Annotated in this window: 18 protein-coding genes and 1 pseudogene; 16 read left to right on the top strand and 3 right to left on the bottom strand. The window is 66.7% G+C overall.

The genetic code is table 11. From position 1 onward, the window contains the following. Nucleotides 1-185: hypothetical protein (locus tag JHD82_RS23595; RefSeq protein WP_199139094.1), on the top strand; the 185-nt coding region annotated here is incomplete at its 5' end. 7 nt (nucleotides 186-192) lie between these two features. On the opposite strand, the pseudogene JHD82_RS23600 reads toward JHD82_RS23595, so the two are convergent. Continuing rightward, nucleotides 193-354 (bottom strand): annotated as a pseudogene (locus JHD82_RS23600) (GntR family transcriptional regulator); the annotation flags it as partial. 39 nt (nucleotides 355-393) lie between these two features. Between JHD82_RS23600 and JHD82_RS23605 the strand changes: the two are divergent. The 4 genes from JHD82_RS23605 (at nucleotide 394) to JHD82_RS23620 (ending at nucleotide 5,241) form a co-directional block, all read left to right on the top strand. Continuing rightward, nucleotides 394-1,143: an enoyl-CoA hydratase/isomerase family protein gene (locus JHD82_RS23605; protein WP_012204616.1), complete on the top strand. Its 750-nt coding sequence runs from the start codon at nucleotides 394-396 to the stop codon at nucleotides 1,141-1,143. Nucleotides 1,144-1,325: 182 nt separating this feature from the next. Continuing rightward, nucleotides 1,326-2,294 (top strand): tripartite tricarboxylate transporter substrate binding protein, encoded by a 969-nt coding sequence (locus JHD82_RS23610; protein ID WP_043819460.1) that lies wholly within the window; start codon nucleotides 1,326-1,328, stop codon nucleotides 2,292-2,294. A 162-nt stretch (nucleotides 2,295-2,456) separates the two neighbouring features. Next, on the top strand, nucleotides 2,457-3,644 hold the full coding sequence (locus JHD82_RS23615) for a CaiB/BaiF CoA-transferase family protein (RefSeq protein WP_043781451.1): 1,188 nt from the start codon (nucleotides 2,457-2,459) through the stop codon (nucleotides 3,642-3,644). 43 nt (nucleotides 3,645-3,687) lie between these two features. Then, nucleotides 3,688-5,241, top strand: a complete 1,554-nt coding sequence (locus JHD82_RS23620) for a malonyl-CoA synthase (RefSeq protein WP_199139096.1) — start codon at nucleotides 3,688-3,690, stop codon at nucleotides 5,239-5,241. 108 nt (nucleotides 5,242-5,349) lie between these two features. Here JHD82_RS23620 and JHD82_RS23625 read toward each other — a convergent pair whose 3' ends face one another. Then, on the bottom strand, nucleotides 5,350-5,793 hold the full coding sequence (locus JHD82_RS23625; protein WP_012204620.1) for a universal stress protein: 444 nt from the start codon (nucleotides 5,791-5,793) through the stop codon (nucleotides 5,350-5,352). A 116-nt stretch (nucleotides 5,794-5,909) separates the two neighbouring features. Here JHD82_RS23625 and JHD82_RS23630 point away from each other — a divergent pair, with 116 nt between their 5' ends. The 9 genes from JHD82_RS23630 (at nucleotide 5,910) to JHD82_RS23670 (ending at nucleotide 14,269) form a co-directional block, all read left to right on the top strand. Continuing rightward, complete coding sequence (locus tag JHD82_RS23630) at nucleotides 5,910-8,345, top strand: cation-translocating P-type ATPase (protein WP_199139098.1); 2,436 nt, start codon at nucleotides 5,910-5,912, stop codon at nucleotides 8,343-8,345. A 163-nt stretch (nucleotides 8,346-8,508) separates the two neighbouring features. Next, on the top strand, nucleotides 8,509-8,646 hold the full coding sequence (ccoS, locus tag JHD82_RS23635) for a cbb3-type cytochrome oxidase assembly protein CcoS (protein WP_013803228.1): 138 nt from the start codon (nucleotides 8,509-8,511) through the stop codon (nucleotides 8,644-8,646). Nucleotides 8,647-8,709: 63 nt separating this feature from the next. Further along, a complete protein-coding gene (gene ccoN, locus JHD82_RS23640) occupies nucleotides 8,710-10,146 on the top strand; it encodes a cytochrome-c oxidase, cbb3-type subunit I (protein ID WP_012204623.1) in 1,437 nt (478 codons plus the stop codon). 19 nt (nucleotides 10,147-10,165) lie between these two features. After that, the gene (gene ccoO, locus JHD82_RS23645) at nucleotides 10,166-10,798 is read left to right on the top strand and encodes a cytochrome-c oxidase, cbb3-type subunit II (RefSeq protein ID WP_012204624.1); all 633 of its coding nucleotides are present in this window, start codon (nucleotides 10,166-10,168) and stop codon (nucleotides 10,796-10,798) included. Between the two features lie 11 nt (nucleotides 10,799-10,809). Next, a complete protein-coding gene (locus JHD82_RS23650) occupies nucleotides 10,810-10,947 on the top strand; it encodes a cbb3-type cytochrome c oxidase subunit 3 (protein WP_012204625.1) in 138 nt (45 codons plus the stop codon). A gap of 27 nt (nucleotides 10,948-10,974) precedes the next feature. Then, nucleotides 10,975-11,892, top strand: coding sequence for a cytochrome-c oxidase, cbb3-type subunit III (ccoP, locus tag JHD82_RS23655; protein ID WP_012204626.1), 918 nt, complete (start codon nucleotides 10,975-10,977; stop codon nucleotides 11,890-11,892). A gap of 77 nt (nucleotides 11,893-11,969) precedes the next feature. Further along, nucleotides 11,970-13,424, top strand: a complete 1,455-nt coding sequence (ccoG, locus tag JHD82_RS23660) for a cytochrome c oxidase accessory protein CcoG (RefSeq protein ID WP_012204627.1) — start codon at nucleotides 11,970-11,972, stop codon at nucleotides 13,422-13,424. 57 nt (nucleotides 13,425-13,481) lie between these two features. After that, nucleotides 13,482-13,796 carry a FixH family protein gene (locus JHD82_RS23665; protein WP_012204628.1) on the top strand — a complete coding sequence of 105 codons (315 nt, stop codon included), beginning with the start codon at nucleotides 13,482-13,484 and terminating at the stop codon, nucleotides 13,794-13,796. 179 nt (nucleotides 13,797-13,975) lie between these two features. Continuing rightward, on the top strand, nucleotides 13,976-14,269 hold the full coding sequence (locus JHD82_RS23670; protein WP_012204629.1) for a hypothetical protein: 294 nt from the start codon (nucleotides 13,976-13,978) through the stop codon (nucleotides 14,267-14,269). Nucleotides 14,270-14,350: 81 nt separating this feature from the next. On the opposite strand, the gene fnr is transcribed toward JHD82_RS23670, so the two are convergent. Further along, the gene (gene fnr / locus JHD82_RS23675; protein WP_043781458.1) at nucleotides 14,351-15,070 is read right to left on the bottom strand and encodes a fumarate/nitrate reduction transcriptional regulator Fnr; all 720 of its coding nucleotides are present in this window, start codon (nucleotides 15,068-15,070) and stop codon (nucleotides 14,351-14,353) included. 162 nt (nucleotides 15,071-15,232) lie between these two features. Here fnr and hemN point away from each other — a divergent pair, with 162 nt between their 5' ends. Continuing rightward, entirely contained in the window at nucleotides 15,233-16,615 is a 1,383-nt protein-coding gene (hemN, locus tag JHD82_RS23680; RefSeq protein ID WP_199139100.1) for an oxygen-independent coproporphyrinogen III oxidase, read from the top strand. Nucleotides 16,616-16,620: 5 nt separating this feature from the next. Beyond that, nucleotides 16,621-17,337, top strand: a complete 717-nt coding sequence (locus JHD82_RS23685) for a sulfite exporter TauE/SafE family protein (RefSeq protein ID WP_012204632.1) — start codon at nucleotides 16,621-16,623, stop codon at nucleotides 17,335-17,337. Nucleotides 17,338-17,405: the final 68 nt, after the last annotated feature.

Here is a 17,405-nt window from a genome sequence, read left to right on the forward strand (position 1 = left end):
CCCCCCCCCCCCCCCCCCCCCCCCCCCCCCCCCCCCCCCCCCCCCCCCCCCCCCCCCCCCCCCCCCCCCCCCCCCCCCCCCCCCCCCCCCCCCCCCCCCCCCCCCCCCCCCCCCCCCCCCAATGCCACGGCGACCCCCGACACCTACACTGTTCGCATTTCGTCGGCAGCGTCAGATGTGTATAAGAGACAGGGTGCGCGAGGCGCCGAAGCGTTCGCACAGGGCCGGCTCGTCGATGGCGTCGCCGGGCCGCATGGCGCCCGAGCGCAGCTCGTCTTCCAGCGATTGCCGTATACGCTCCTGCAGGCTGGACGTGGCCGGGGTTTTCTCCAATGGCTGCTTGGCTGGAAGCATTTTCTAATTCAAATATATCTGATTGACTGACTGATACATATGACACCCAGACTCGACATCCAGGATCACCTGGCCACCATCACGCTGCAGCGCCCCGAAGCGGCCAACAAGCTGGCCCCGGAAGACCTGGGCGCGCTGGTCGCGCACATGGAGCATATCAACCACCGCGACGATGTGCGCGTGGTGGTGCTGCGCAGCGAAGGCAAGTACTTTTGCAGTGGTTATGATATATCAGAGATCCAGGGCAGCCAGACCGAGGGCAGCAGCTTCGGCGAGATGGTGGACGCCATCGAGCAATGCCGCGCCGTGACCGTGGCCGCCATCCACGGCGGCGTCTACGGCGGTGCCACCGACATGGCCCTGGCCTGCGACTTTCGCGTGGGCAGCACGGCGGCCGAAATGTTCATGCCGGCCGCGCGCCTGGGCCTGCATTTCTACGCGGGTGGGCTGGAGCGCTATGTCTCGCGCCTGGGCCTGGACACGGCCAAGCGGCTGTTCCTGACCTGCGAGCGCATCCAGGCCCCGGAGATGAAGGCCTGCGGATTCCTCACCCATCTGGCCGATCCCGCCGCCTTCGCCGCGGCCGTGGAGCAGCTCACCGGCACGCTGGCCGCCATGGCGCCCATCCCCCTGTTCGGCATGAAAAAGCACCTGAACCTGATCGCGCGCGGCCGCCATGACGTGGCCGAGATCACGCGCGAGGTGCAGCGCAGCATCGCCTCCGAAGACCTGCAGGAAGGCGGCCGGGCCTGGCGCGAGAAGCGCAGTCCGGAGTTCAAGGGGCGCTGAACCGCATCCTCCCGCATACACGCAGATTGCCCGTGGTGCTGCCTACCGCCCACAGCCCACGGAACCGGCGCGGCCCAACTCGGGGACACCGAGCAAGGGCCGCTCCCGCACCGAGGGTGTCGTCCCCCTTTGGGGGAAGGCGCGCAGCGACTCAGGGGGTATCAATAAACAGGAGACAAGCCATGTTCAAGCGTTTTGCACTGTCGTTGCTGCTGGCCGGATTGGCCGGTGGCACGATGGCCCAGTCCTATCCCGCCCGGCCCGTCACGCTGGTCGTGGGATTTCCGCCCGGTGGCGGCGCCGATGCGGTGGCGCGCATCGTGGCAGACAAGGTCGGCAAGATCCTGGGCCAGCCCCTGCTGGTGGACAACCGCCCGGGCGCCGGCACCACGCTGGCCTCCGAGCATGTGGCGCGTGCAGCGCCCGACGGCTACACGCTGCTGCTGGGCAGCGCCAATATCTATGGCTCGGACCAGCTGCTCTACAAGAGCGCGCGCTATGACGGCGCGCGCAACTTCACGGGCATCACGCGCTGGAGTTCGGCCCCCATGCTGCTGGCCGTACGCAAGGATTTTCCGGGCCAGGGCGTGGGCGATCTGGTGGCGCTGGCGCGCAGCCAGCCCGACAAGCTCAGCTATTCCTCCTCGGGCGCAGGCGTGATCACGCACCTGGCCACGCTGTCGTTCGCGGGCGCCAGCGGCGGCCTGCGCATGCTGCATGTGCCGTTCAAGGGCGGTGCGCCATCGATACAGGCCGTGGCCGCCGGCGATGTGGACCTGACCTTCGGCACGCCGCCCTCGGTGCTGCCGCTGGCCCAGGCGGGCAAGCTGCGCATGCTGGCCGTGAGCACGGCCGAGCGCTCCCCGCTGTTTCCCGAGCTGCCGGGCATGAAGGAGTCCGGCGTGCCGGGCTTTGACTACACCTTCTGGTTCGGGCTGTTCGCACCGGCGGGCCTGCCCGAGGAGGTGGCCAGGAAGCTGTTCGATGCCAGCACCAAGGCGCTGGAAGACCCCGATGTGAAGGCCAGGCTGGCCAAGCAGGGCAATCTGGCCGCGCCCTCGGCATCCCTGGAGGAATTCCGCGCCTGGGCCTTGAAGGAAGGGCAGGAGTCCAAGGCCCTGACCCAGCGTTCCGGCGCCGGGCTGCAGTGAGACACCCCCTGAGGCGCCACGCGCCTTCCCCCTCTCGCTTCGCGGGGGGACGACACCCTCGGTGCGGGAGCGGCCCTTCCTCGGTGTCCTGGTCTTGGGCCCCGCCGGTCCCACGGGTTGTGGGTGTCGCATCAAGCAGTAGATAACGATATGGAAATCCCTATGAATGAACAAGCCACGGGCCTGCCGCTGGAAGGCCTTACCGTCATCGACCTCACGCGCGTGCTGGCCGGCCCCATGTGCACGCAGATGCTGGCCGACCTGGGCGCGCGCGTGATCAAGGTGGAGCAGCCCGGCACGGGCGACGATGCGCGCGGCATCGGGCCGTTTGTGGACGGGGGGTCGGCCTATTTCCTGTCGGTGAACCGCAACAAGGAATCCATTGCGCTGGACCTCAAGCAGCCGCAGGACCGCGAGGTCTTCGAGCGCCTGCTGCAAGGCGCCGATGTGCTGGTCGAGAACTTCCGCCCCGGCACCATGGACAAGCTAGGCTATGGCTGGGAGACCCTGCATGCGCGCCATCCCCGGCTGGTGATGACGTCGGTCTCTGGCTTTGGCCAGACGGGTCCCTACAGCGGCTTTCCTGCCTACGATATGGTGGTGCAGGCCATGAGCGGAATGATGAGCGTGACCGGCCACCCGGGCGCCGGGCCCTGCCGCGTGGGCGTGTCCATCGGCGACCTGGGCGCGGGGCTGTATGCCGTCATCGGCACGCAGGCTGCGCTCATGCGCCGCGCCCGCACGGGGCAGGGCGAGCGTGTCGATGTCTCCATGCTCGACTGCCAGGTGGCCCTGCTGGAGAACCCCGTGGCGCGGCTCGGTGCGCTGGGCAGCGTGCCGGGGCCCATGGGTACGCGGCATCCGTCCATGGCACCCTTCGATGTGTTCGCGGCGCAGGACGGCTGGTTCGTCATCGCCGTGGGCAGCGATGCGCTGTTCCGCAAGCTGTGCAGCCTGCTGCAATTGCCCGAACTGGCCGAGGACGCGCGCTTTGCCGGCAATGCCCTGCGCTGCGAGCACCAGGCCGAACTCAAGGCCGCGCTGGAGGCGCGCCTGCGGGACAGTCCCAGGGCGCATTGGCTGCGCCTGCTCACTGATAATGGCATCCCGGCGGGGGAGTACAACAGCGTGGCCGATGTCGTCGAGCACCCCCAGGTGCGCGAGCGCGGCATGCTGGCCCAGGTGCAGGCCCCCGGTGGCCAGACGCTGCGCGTGGCGGGCAACCCCTTGCTGGCCGCGTGCGATCAGCCCCTGGTGCGCAGGCAGCCGCCCGCGCTGGACGCGGACCGCGAGCGCATCCTGCGCGAGCTGTCCGTGGCGCAGCCTTCGCCCAACCATGAACGTGCCTGAGATTTCCCTGCTTCCCGCGGACTCTTCCTTCTTCTTCACAGCCATGACCAACCGCAATCTGTTCGCTGCCTTGCGCGCCGCCTTTCCCCAGGATCTGCAGAAGTGGGCCGTAGAGGCCATAGGCGCGGACGGCGCCAGCCTGTTCTACAGCTGGGCCGACCTGGACCGTGGCAGCGCGCGCATGGCCAACCTGCTGCAGTCGCTGCAACTGCCGCCCGCCAGCCGCATCGCCGTGCAGGTGGAAAAGTCGGTCGAGGCGCTGATGCTCTATCTGGCCACGCTGCGCAGCGGCCATGTCTTCCTGCCGCTGAACACGGCCTACCAGAGCGCCGAGATCGAATACTTCGTGGGCAATGCCGAGCCCGCCGTCGTGGTCTGCGCGCCGGGCAATTTCGGCTGGGTCTCCAAGATCGCCTTCACCTCGGGCGTGGCCCATGTCTACACCCTGGGCGACGACCGCAGCGGCACGCTGCTGGAACGCGCGGCCCACCATGGCGACGAGCATGAGGTGGTGGAGCGCGGCGAGGACGACCTGGCCGCCATCCTCTACACCAGCGGCACCACGGGCCGCAGCAAGGGGGCGATGCTCACGCACGGCAACATGCTGTCCAACGCCGAGACGCTCAAGGACTACTGGGGCTGGCAGGAGGGCGACGTGCTCATCCACGCGCTGCCCATCTTCCATGTGCACGGCCTGTTCGTGGCCATCCACGGCGCGCTGATCAATGGCAGCCCCATGATCTGGCTGTCGAAGTTCGAACCCGGCACGGTGATCTCGCGCATGCGCGACGCCACCGTCTTCATGGGCGTGCCCACGCTCTACGTGCGCATGCTGGCGGACGCGCGGCTCACGCGCGAGGCGGCGGCCCACATGCGGCTGTTCATCTCGGGCTCGGCCCCCATGCTGGTGGAGACGCACCGCGACTGGCAGGAGCGCACCGGCCACGTCATCCTGGAGCGCTACGGCATGAGCGAGACCATCATGCTGACCTCCAATCCCTACCGCGCCGACGCGCACAACGGCGGCCAGTCCGAGCGCCGCGCCGGCACCGTGGGCTTTGCGCTGCCCGGCGTGGGCGTGCGCATCGTGGACGACGCAGGCGAGCAGGTGCCCGTGGGCGAGATCGGCAATATCCAGGTGCGCGGCCCCAATGTGTTCAAGGGCTACTGGCGCATGCCCGAGAAGACGGCCGAGGAGTTCACGGCCGATGGCTGGTTCCGCACGGGCGACGTGGGCAAGCTCGACGAGCGGGGCTATGTGAGCATCGTGGGCCGCAGCAAGGACCTGATCATCTCGGGCGGCTACAACGTCTATCCGGCCGAGATCGAAGGCTTCATCAACGAGCTGCCCGGCGTGGCCGAAAGCGCCCTGGTCGGCGTGCCGCACCCGGACTTCGGCGAAGTGGGCGTGGCCGTGGTCGTGCCGCGCCCCGGGGCCGCCCTGGAGCCCCAGGCGGTGGTCGATGCTCTCAAGGGCCAGCTGGCCAATTTCAAGATTCCCAAGCGCTGCTTCGTAGTGCAGGAGCTGCCGCGCAACACCATGGGCAAGGTGCAGAAGAACCTGCTGCGCGACGAACACAAGCAGCTGTTCGCCTGAGTTGGCGCCAGGGTGCGGATTGCGCCCTGGCCTGATTGAAAAAGCAAAAGGCATCGGCGCCGCCGATGCCTTTTTTTGTGTGGCGGCCGCCGAGGCTGCCGCTACCCTTCAACGCAGGACGAGCACGGGGATATGGGTGTGCGTGAGCACATGCTGCGTCTCGCTGCCCAGCAGCAGGCGCTGCAGGCCCTTGCGTCCGTGCGAGGCCATGACGATGAGATCGCAGTCGCGGCGCTTGGCCACGTCGATCACGCTTTCGGCGACCAGGTCGGACTTGACGATCTCGGTGGTCACGTTGACCTTCAGAGCCTGTCCCTTGGCATGGATGGCATCCAGCACGGTCTGCGCGTTGGAAGTCCACTGGCCTTCGATGCGCTCGATCTGCTTGAGGTCCACGGTCTCGCCGCCCTCGAAGTAGCTGCGCGGATAGTGTTGCACCACCTGGACGACGACGACGCTGGCGCCGCACAGCGCGGCAAGGCCCAGCCCGCTGTCCACGGCCTTGTCGGAAAGCTCGGAACCGTCGGTGGCGATCAGGATGCGGTTGTACATGCGTGCTCCTTTCGTGTGTGCTGATGGATGGGATGAAGTCAGCATAGACCCAACCATGAGTTAACGGTTGATTAATGTCAATACGCTTATCATGCGGCCCGATTACGCTAAGAACCATGCCCCACACCACGATAGCCCCATCCAGCGAGGCGGCAGTGGCGGCGCTTGATTCAGGCCCCTCGCCCTCGCAGCAGGCCACCGCCCGGCTGCTGGATGACCCGCAGGAGTGGAGTTCGTTCGGACGGCCCGCAGGCCCCGCAACTCCCGCCGACCCTTCCAAGGAACCCACCGACTTTCCCGCCTGGGATTCGCACGTCGTTCTGGAAGGCATGCACTGTGCCGCATGCGCCCTGACCATCGAGGATGCGCTGCGTGCCGTGCCCGGAGTGGAGAAGGCCGAAGTCAGTGCTGCCACGCGCCGCGCCCGTGTCACCTGGCGCCACGCGCAGGTGCTTCCCTCCGAGTGGATGGAGGCCGTGCGGCGAGCCGGCTACCAGGCGCTTCCCGCACGCGATGCCTTTGCGCGCGAGCGCCGCCAGGCCGAGAGCCGCCGTGCGCTGTGGCGCTGGCTGGTGGCCGGCTTTTGCATGATGCAGGTCATGATGTATGCGTGGCCCGCCTACGTGGCCCGCCCCGGCGACCTGTCGCAGGAGATGGAGACGCTGCTGCGCTGGGCCTCCTGGGTCATCTCGCTGCCCGTGGTGCTGTTTTGCTGCGGCCCCTTCTTCTCCAGCGCGCTGCGCGACATACGCCAGCGCCGCGTGAGCATGGACCTGCCCGTGGCCCTGGGCATGCTGATCACCTTCGTGATCAGTTCGCTGGGCACCTTCGATCCTTCGGGCCCCTTCGGCGAGGAAGTCTTCTACGACTCGCTGACCATGTTCGTCTTCTTCCTGCTGTCCGGCCGCTGGCTGGAGCTGCGCCTGCGCGACCGCACGGCCGGCGCGCTGGAGGCGGTGATGAACCGCCTGCCCGATGCCGTGCTGCGCGAGAACGCAGCCGGCCATTTCGAGCGCGTGGCCACGCGCCGCCTGCGGGCGGGCGACCGGGTGCGCGTGCTCAGTGGCGAGGCCTTCCCGGCCGACGGCACCATCGTGCGCGGCCGCACCCATGCCGACGAGGCCCTGCTCACCGGCGAGTCCACGCCCGTGCTGCGTGCCGAGGGCGATACCGTCACGGCCGGCAGCTACAACCTGGATGCCGTGGTCGATGTGCGCGTGGATGGCGTGGGCGCCGATACGCGCTTCGCCCAGATCGTGGGCCTGATGGAAAGCGCCTCGCTGCAAAAGCCGCGGCTGGCCCAGCTGGCCGACAAGGTGGCGCGGCCCTTTCTCGTCGTGGTGCTGCTGGCTGCGCTGGGCGCCGCCATCTGGTGGTGGCCCACCGATCCCGGCAAGGCCATGATGGTGGCGGTGGCCGTGCTCATCGTCACCTGCCCCTGCGCGCTGTCGCTGGCCACGCCCGTGGCCATGCTCACTGCCGCCGGCACGCTGGCGCGCAGCGGCGTGCTGGTGCGCAACCTGCAGGGCCTGGAGGCGCTGGCCGCCGTGGACACCCTGGTGTTCGACAAGACCGGCACGCTCACGCGCGATGGCCTGGCCCTGTCGTCCTTCGAGCCTGCTGCGGGCGAAGATGCCGACGAAGTGCTGGCACTGGCGGCGCTGCTGGCGCGCCAGTCCATCCACCCGGCCTCGCGCGCCATTGCGCAGGCCGGTGCCGATGCCGCCACCGACTGGAAGCTGGACACCATGCAGGAAATGGCCGGCCTGGGCCTGGACGCCTGGGTGCAGCGCGCCGGCGCGCGCCGCCATCTGCGGCTGGGCTCGGCCCTGCACGCAGGCCTGGCCGGGGAGCAGCCCGTGCAGGGTGTGCTGCTGGCCGAGGAGACCTCGCAGGGCTGGCACACGCTGGCCCGCTTCGTCCTCAGCGAGGACGTGCGGCCCGAGGCCGCCGCCGTGGTGCAGGCGCTGCACCGGCATGGCGTACAGGTGATGCTGCTGTCCGGCGACCGCGAGGACGCGGCCCGCGCCATGGCGGCGCGCGTGGGCATCACCCAGGCCGAAGGCGGCTGCAGCCCGCAGGACAAGCTGGAACGCCTGCAGCAGGCGCAGGCTGCCGGCCACCACGTGGCCATGGTGGGCGACGGCCTCAACGACGGCCCAGTTTTAGCTGGAGCGCATGTCTCTTTTGCGTTTGGTAGAGCAGTGCCCCTGGCACAATCGCGCGCAGATTTCGTTGTTCTGGGTGACAGCCTGGAACTGGTACTCCAGGCATGCCTGTTGTCGCGCCGCACGCTGCAGGTGGTGCGCCAGAACATGGCCTGGGCAGCCGCTTACAACGCGGTGTCGATTCCGCTGGCCCTGGCGGGCTTCATGCCTGCCTGGGTGGCCGGCCTGGGAATGGCACTGAGTTCGCTGCTGGTGGTGATGAATGCCGCGCGCCTTGCGCGCAGCCTGCCACTGGCTGCAACGAATCACACGGGCACGCCTGCTGCGCCCGCAGCGTCCGTCGCGATGAAGACGGGCTCCACCGCAACGGTGGGGAGGTTCTGATGGAAATACACCCCCTGAGCGGCTGCGCCGCTTCCCCCTCTCTCGCTTCGCGGGAGGGGAACGACACCTTCGCCGCGAGGCGGCTCTTGCTCGGTGTCACTGAGCTGGATCGCGCCCGTTCTGGGGGCAAGGCGTGGCGCGTCAGCGCCACGGGGAACTGACCATGGATATTTTGTATTTGCTGATCCCGCTGTCGGTGGTGCTGGTGCTGGCCATCCTTGCGGCCCTGTGGTGGGCCGTGTATCGCGGGCAGTTCGAGAGTGTGGAGCAAGAGGGTGAGCGCATTCTTCGGGACGATTGACGTGGGTCAACACGCCCGGGAGCGAAGGACGTAACACTTTGATAGCAATCTAAGGGGTGCACGATGGATAGTTCAAATAAAAACGCTGTCTATTACGACGATTCCGTCGTAAGGCAGTTCTCTATCATGGCCGTCGTCTGGGGGGTGGTAGGCATGGCTGTCGGGGTGTTGATCGCCTCGCAGCTGGCCTGGCCGGAACTCAACTTCGGCATTCCATGGCTGAGCTACGGACGCCTGCGTCCGCTGCACACGAACGCCGTGATCTTTGCCTTTGGCGGATCGGCGCTGTTCGCAACCAGCTACTACGTGGTGCAGCGCACCTGCCAGACGCGGCTGTTCATGCCCAAGCTGGCCAGCCTGACCTTCTGGGGCTGGCAGATCGTCATCGTCGCCGCCGCCATCAGCCTGCCGCTGGGCTACACCCAGGGCAAGGAGTACGCCGAGCTGGAGTGGCCGATCGACCTGCTGATCGCCGTGACCTGGGTCTCGTATGCCATCGTGTTCTTCGGAACCATCGGCATCCGCAAGGTCCGTCACATCTACGTGGCCAACTGGTTCTTCGGCGCCTTCATCATCGCCGTGGCACTGCTGCACATCGTCAACAGCGCAGCCATTCCGGCCGGCTGGATGAAGAGCTACTCGGCCTACGCCGGCGTGCAGGACGCGATGGTGCAGTGGTGGTACGGCCATAACGCCGTGGGCTTCTTCCTGACCGCAGGCTTCCTGGGCATGATGTATTACTTCATCCCCAAGCAGGCTGGCCGTCCGGTCTACAGCTACCGCCTGTCCATCGTCCACTTCTGGGCGCTGATCTTCACCTACATGTGGGCGGGTCCTCACCACCTGCACTACACCGCGCTGCCCGACTGGACGCAGTCCGTGGGCATGGTGTTCTCGCTGATCCTGCTGGCTCCCAGCTGGGGCGGCATGATCAACGGCGTGATGACGCTGTCGGGCGCATGGCACAAGCTGCGCGACGACCCTATCCTGCGCTTCCTGATCGTGTCGCTGTCGTTCTACGGCATGTCCACGTTCGAAGGTCCGATGATGTCCATCAAGACCGTCAACGCGCTGTCGCACTACACGGACTGGACCGTGGGCCACGTTCACTCGGGCGCCCTGGGCTGGGTGGGCCTGATCACCATGGGCTCGCTGTACTACCTGATCCCGCGCCTGTTCGGCAAGACCAAGATGCACTCGGTGGGCGCCATCGAACTGCACTTCTGGATGGCCACCATCGGCATCGTGCTGTACATCGCCGCGATGTGGATCGCCGGTGTGATGCAGGGCCTGATGTGGCGCGCCGTCAATCCCGATGGCACGCTGACCTACACCTTCGTCGAAAGCGTCAAGGCCAGCTATCCGTTCTACGTGATCCGCGTGGCCGGTGGCCTGCTGTACCTGGGCGGCATGCTGGTCATGCTGTGGAACACCTGGAAGACCGCGATCTCGGGCCGTTCGGTGAAGGTGGCCGTGCCTGCCGTCGTGGCCCACGCCTGAGCGTCTAGGAGCATTACTCATGTCCGATCACAACAATAGCGCTCCCAAGAGCTTTTCCCACGAGAAGGTGGAAACCAACAATTTCCTGCTGATCGTGCTGACCCTGCTGGTGGTCGCCGTCGGCGGCATGGTGGAAATCGTTCCGCTGTTCTTCCAGAAGTCGACCACGGAAGCGGTGGCGGGCCTCAAGCCCTACACGCCGCTGCAGCTGATGGGCCGCGACGTCTATCTGCGCGAGGGCTGCTACAACTGCCACTCGCAGATGATCCGCCCCTTCCGCGCCGAGACCATGCGCTACGGCCACTACTCGGTGGCTGGCGAGTTCGTCTATGACCACCCCTTCCAGTGGGGTTCCAAGCGCACGGGTCCCGACCTGCACCGCGTGGGCGGCAAGTACAGCGACGAATGGCATCGCATCCACCTGAACAACCCGCGCGACGTGGTGCCCGAGTCCAACATGCCTGCCTACACCTGGCTGGAAAAGAACAAGGTGGATGACACCGTGGTCGCCCAGCACATGAGCGCGCTGCGCAAGGTGGGCGTGCCCTACAGCGACGAGGAAATCAGCGGCGCTGCCGAGCAGGTCAAGGGCAAGACGGAAATGGACGCCGTCATCGCCTACCTGCAGGTCCTGGGCCGTTCGGTCAAGTAAAGGAGAGCGACATGGACATCACCACCATGCGCATCGTGGCCACGCTGGCCTCGCTGGCCTGCTTCATCGGCATCTGGTGGTGGGCGTTCGCCCGCCGCAACCAGGCCCGTTTCGACGAGGCCGCCCAGCTGCCGTTCGAGCAAGACTGAGTCCCTCCACCAGAACGAGAACTTCCCATGAGCGATTTCGTAAACAACTTCTGGTCGATCTATGTCACGGCGATCACGCTGGGCGGCATCATCGGCTGCCTGCTGCTGCTGTATCTCACCGCACGCAAGAAGGTGGTCCCCTCGGCCGACAACACCACGGGCCATGTCTGGGACGAGGACCTGCGCGAGCTGAACAACCCCATGCCCAAGTGGTGGATGTGGCTGTTCATCATCACCTCGGTGTTCGGCTTCGCCTACCTGGCGGCCTATCCGGGCCTGGGCTCGTTCGCGGGCAAGCTGGGCTGGACGCAGCTGGGCGCCTATGAAAACGAGATGGCCAAGGCCCGCGCGGACCTGGAGCCGCTGTACGCCAAGTTCACGAGCATGAGCACCGAAGACATGGCCAAGGACCCCCAGGCCATGGCCATCGGCGAGCGCCTGTTCATGAACAACTGCGCACAGTGCCACGGCTCGGATGCACGCGGCGGCAAGAGCTTCCCCAACCTGACCGATGGCGACTGGCTGCATGGCGGCACGCCCGAGAAGATCAGGGAAACCATCACGGGCGGCCGCATCGGCATCATGCCGCCCATGGCCGCTGCCGTCGGCACGCCCGACGATGTGCGCAACCTCTCGCACTATGTGCTGAGCCTGTCGGGCAGCCCGCACGACTCGCTCAAGGCCTCGCTGGGCAAGTCCAAGTTCACGGCCTGCGCTGCCTGCCACGGTATGGACGGCAAGGGCAACCAGGCCCTGGGCGCGCCCAACCTGACCGATGACATCTGGCTGCACGGCTGGGGCGAGGCCGCCATCACGGCCATGATCAACAACGGCAAGCACAACGAGATGCCTGCCCAGAAGGACAAGCTGACCGAGGCGCAGATCGCGGTGCTTGCTTCCTATGTCTGGGGCATGTCGCACAAAGACGGCGCAGTCCGTCAGTAAGCACGGGGGCGGCGCTGCGGCGCCGCCTTTTTGCGTTTTGAGTTTTCAGATATTTCAAAAAAACAAAGGAACCCACCATGAAGCCCGAGAGCGGGGATGACACCGGGAAGCCTCCCCGCAAAGTCATTCCGATCACGCCGGCCACGCCTGATCCGGGCGAGCTGGTGTCGATGTTCGAGTCGGAAAAGAAGGTCTACCCGCGCTCCATCAGCGGTGTCTTCGCACGCTGGCGATGGGCCCTGGTGTTTCTCACCCAACTGGTTTTCTACGGCCTGCCCTGGCTGGAGTGGGGCCAGCGCCAGATGGTGCTGTTCGACCTCGGGGCGCGGCGCTTCTATCTCTTCGGGCTGGTGCTGTACCCGCAGGACTTCATCTACCTGGCGGGCCTGCTGATCATCTCGGCGCTGGCATTGTTCCTGTTCACGGCCGTGGCCGGGCGCCTGTGGTGCGGCTTCTCGTGCCCGCAGACGGTCTATACCGAGATCTTCATGTGGGTGGAGCGCAAGGTCGAAGGCGACCGCAGCGCGCGCATGCGGCTGGACAAGAACGGCTGGACCTTCGAGAAGGCCTGGAAGAAGTCGCTCAAGCAGTTGCTGTGGATCGCCATTGCGCTGTGGACCGGCTTCACCTTCGTGGGCTACTTCGTGCCCATCCGCGAGCTGGGCGGCGAGCTGCTGGCGCTGCAGGGCAGCTGGCAGATGTTCTGGGTGCTGTTCTACGGCTTTGCCACCTATGGCAACGCGGGCTACATGCGCGAGCAGGTCTGCAAGTACATGTGCCCCTATGCGCGCTTTCAGAGCGCCATGTTCGACCGGGACACCATGATCGTCAGCTACGACACGGGCCGGGGCGAGCCGCGTGCGCCGCGCACCAAGAAGGTGGACTACAAGGCCCAGGGCCTGGGCGACTGCATCGACTGCAAGATGTGCGTGCAGGTCTGCCCCGTGGGCATCGACATCCGCAACGGTCTGCAATACGAATGCATTGGCTGCGGCCTGTGCATAGACGCCTGCAACTCCATCATGGACAAGATGGAGTACCCGCGCGGCCTGATCCGCCTGACCACGCAGAACGCCATGGCCGGCCTGTGGCGGCGTGCCCAGGTGCTGCGCCGCATCTTCCGTCCGCGCGTGCTGATCTACTCGGCCGTGCTGATCGGCTTGAGCGTGGCCATGATCGTGAGCCTGGCGCTGCGCCAGTCGGTCAAGGTGGACGTGATCCGCGACCGCGCCTCGCTGTCGCGCATCGTGGCGGGCGGCAAGCTGGAGAATGTCTACCGCCTGCAGATCATGAATGCCACCGAGCAGGCCCAGCGCTACCGCATCAGCGCCCACGGCCTCGATGGGCTGGAGCTGGCGTCCGAGCAGGAAGTCGAGGTCGGCCCGGCCGAGACGCGCGGCATTGCGGCGCGCCTGCAGATTCCCTACGGTTCGGCCGAGCCGGGCTCGCACACCGTATTCTTCGATATCGATGCCGTGCATTCGGGCGCGGGACGAGCGTCCGAAAAGGCCGTCTTCCTGGTGCCCCGGTGATGTTCCTGGCAGGCGCGGCACGGTCCGCGCCTGCCGCCTGAAAGAAAGAGGTTTCCCATGTCTTCCAGTCCCGCAGTTTCCGCGCCCGCGCAGGCTCCCTCGCACCCCGACGCCGGCAAGCCCTGGTGGAAGTTCGGCCATGTCTGGCTGGTGGTGGCCGGCCCGGCGGCCGTGGTGGTCGCTGCCGTGATCACGGCCATCATCGCCATCAATGGCGCCGATCCCGTGATCGACCCCGACTACTACCGCAACGGCATCACGATCAACGAGCGTGCCGATGGCGTGCGCGAAGTGCCCAAGAGCATGGCGCCCGCCGTCACCGGCCGCAACCATGCGGCCACGCCCGCGCACGATCACCCCACGGACCGCTGATCGCCGTGCACCCCTGCAAGAGGCCGCAGTCGCGACCTTTTTGCATGGCGGATCGCATCTCCGGCATGCGCGACGGGTGAGGGTTTCCTACAGGCGTGCAGGGCGCTGCGGGGCTTGGCGCCATGCGTTGGCGCGGCGCACAATGAAGGCGACCCCTCGACAGCACAAGGAGATCGCTGATGTTGGCCCAACGCTGGATGTGGATTGCCTGGCCTGCCTTTCTGGCAGCCGCCGTGATGGAGATGCTGGTTTTTGCCTTTGTGGACCCCCTGGAGCTGCATTGGCTCGGCGACCTGGGCTGGTCGCGCCAGGGCATCTACACGCTGGCCTTCTTCGCCTTCTGGGGCGTGACCATGCTCTCCAGCCTGATGACCACCATGCTGGGCCGCTCGGCCCGCGATCTCAATGACGGCGTGCTCTCCGAGCCCGAGCCCGACCCGGACCTGGCCATGCAGGGGCTGGGGCGGGACTGAGCGAGAGCCCGCCGCAATGAACAAGGCCCGCTGTCGCGGGCCTTGTTCATTGGCGGATGAATGCTTGCCGCCCTTGCAGCCTCACTGGCACTGCTGGCTGTTGACGATGCGCTTGAGCGCATCCGTGTCCAGGATGCGCAGATGGCGCTGGCGCACCTCGATGATGTTGTCGTCCGCGAACTTGGAGAAGGTGCGGCTCACCGTCTCCAGCTTCAGGCCCAGGTAGCTGCCGATTTCCTCGCGCGTCATGCGCAGCACCAGTTCGGACTTGGAAAAGCCCCGCGCATGCAGGCGCTGCACCAGGTTGAGCACGAAGGCGGCCAGGCGCTCTTCGGCGCGCATGCTGCCCAGCAGCAGCATCACGCCGTGCTCGCGCACGATCTCGCGGCTCATGACCTTGTGCACATGGTTTTGCAGGGCCGTGACCTCGCGCGACAGGTCTTCCAGCTTGTCGAAGGGCATGACGCAGACTTCGGCATCTTCCAGCGCGACGGCATCGCAGGTGTGGTGGTCGTTGACGATGCCGTCCAGGCCGATGATCTCGCCGGCCATCTGAAAGCCTGTGACCTGATCGCGTCCGTCCTCGGTGGCCACGCAGGTCTTGAAGAAGCCGGTGCGGATGGCGTACAGCGAGGTGAATGTCTCGCCGTTGCGAAACAGCAGGCCTCCGCGCTTGACCTTGCGGCGCGTGGCCACGATGTCGTCGATGCGCTGCATCTGCTCGGCATCCAGGCCCATGGGCATGCACAGTTCGCGCAGGTTGCAGTTGGAGCAGGAGGCTTTGATGGTCTGAAGGTTCATGGAGTGATAAACATCAGCGGCACACAGCGTGCCGGCGGTGACCTCGTGGATTGCGATGAGTTGGATCAAATTGTCGCAGCAGTCCCTCAAACAACTCTTGATGTGAGTCAAGGACATGACCGATGTGCTGCGGCACAGTCGAGGTATTAGAGGAAAAAACCCATGACCGCTGTCACCCCAGAGCTGCTGCGTCGCTTTGACGTACCGGGGCCCCGATACACTTCGTTCCCTACCGCCGACCGCTTTGTCGAGGCCTTTGGTGCAGAGGACTATATCCTGGCGCTGCAACAACGCAAATCGAGTACCGCAGCGCGTGCCACGCCTTTGTCGCTGTATGTGCACGTGCCTTTTTGCGAGTCGCTTTGCTACTACTGCGCCTGCAACAAGATCGTGACGCGCCACCACGATCGCGCCGCCGTCTACCTGGACTACCTGGCGCGCGAGATGGCCATGCACACGGCCCATTGCGGCAAGGGCCAGACCGTCAGCCAGCTGCACCTGGGCGGCGGCACGCCCACCTTCTTCTCCGACGACGAGCTGCGCACGCTGATGGGCCTGTTGCGCGAGCATTTCAAGCTGGAGCCGGGTGGCGAGTACTCCATCGAGGTCGATCCGCGCACTGTCAGCGTCGAGCGCCTGGCCGTGCTCAAGGAGCTGGGCTTCAACCGTCTGAGCTTCGGCGTGCAGGACTTCGACGAGCAGGTGCAGATCGCCGTGCACCGCGTGCAGCCGGCCGAGCAGGTGTTCGAGCTGGTGGCGGCCGCGCGGCAGCTGGGCTTTGCCTCCATCAACGTGGACCTGATCTACGGCCTGCCCAAGCAGACGCCCGAATCCTTCGAGCGCACGCTGGCCCAGGTCAACGCGCTGCGGCCCGACCGCATCGCGCTCTATGCCTATGCCCACCTGCCCGAGCGCTTCAAGCCGCAGCGGCGCATTGCGGCCGAGGATCTGCCCCAGGGGGCCGACAAGCTGGCCATGCTGTCGCGTTCCATCGCCGCGTTCATGGACGGTGGCTATGTCTATGTGGGCATGGACCACTTCGCCCTGCCCGAGGACTCGCTGGCCGTGGCCAAGCGCCAGGGCCGGCTGCACCGCAACTTCCAGGGCTACAGCACCCAGCCCGACTGCGACCTGATTGCGCTGGGCGTGTCGGCCATCGGCAAGGTGGGTGCCAGCTACAGCCAGAACGCCAAGACGCTGGAGGAGTACTACGACGCCATCGACGCCAGCCACCTGCCCGTGGTGCGGGGCCTGGCGCTGTCGCGCGACGACCTGGTGCGCCGCGCCGTCATCATGGCCATCATGTGCCAGGGCGCCGTGCTGTTCGAGCCCATGGAGCAGGCCTGGCTGCTGGGCTTTCGCGAGTACTTCGCGCCCGAGATGGCGGCCCTGGAGGACCTGCAGGCCAAGGGCCTGGTGCAGATCAGCGACGAGGGCTTCCAGGTCACTCCCATGGGCTGGTACTTCGTGCGCGGCGTGGCCATGCTGTTTGACCGATATCTGCAGGCGGACAAGAACCGGGCGCGGTTTTCGAGGATCATCTAGGCCCCATGCTGTTGTCGCTGCTCTGGACCGCTTTGATCATGGGGCTCGTCGGTGGGCCCCATTGCCTTGCCATGTGCGCTGCGCCCTGCGGCGTGGTCACGGGCGGGGCGGGGCAGGGCGGCGGCTCGCAGGTGGTGGCCGTGCATGGATTGCAAAGCCGGCTGTGGCTGCGCACGGCGCTGTTCCACGGCGGCCGTCTGGCCGGCTATGCCAGCCTGGGCGCTGCCTCGGCCCTGGCCATGGAGAGCCTGTCCTGGCTCACCAGCCAGACCACGGCGCTGCAGCCGTTCTGGACGCTGACCCATGTCGCCGTGATGGCCTGGGGCCTGGCCATGATGGTGCAGGCCCGCCAGCCCGCCTGGCTGGAGTCTGCCGGCCGCGCCGCCTGGCGGCGCGTGCAGCCCTGGGTGTCGGCGCCGGGCGGCACGCTGGCGGCAGGCTATGCCTGGGCGCTCATGCCTTGCGGACTGCTGTATTCGGCCGTGCTGGTCGCCGCGCTCAGCGGCGGCCCGTTGCAGGGCGCGCTGGCCATGGCGGCCTTTGGCGTGGGCAGCGGGCTGTGGCTGGTGGCCGGCCCCTGGCTGTGGCGGCTGGGCCGGCAGCGCCTGAACGGCCTGCGCGCCGAATGGGGCACGCGCCTGGCCGGCCTGATGCTGGTGGGCGTGGCCGTGTGGGCGCTGTGGATGGACCTGATCTACAAGCCCAGCCTCTGGTGCCGTTGAGCAACAGCTGAGGTCAGACTTGGCACCTGGGGTCGCGGATTGGCTGCGAGGCCCTCAGAACTGGAGAT

Source organism: Delftia sp. ASV31 (assembly GCF_016428765.1).
Lineage (GTDB): Bacteria > Pseudomonadota > Gammaproteobacteria > Burkholderiales > Burkholderiaceae_C > Comamonas > Comamonas acidovorans.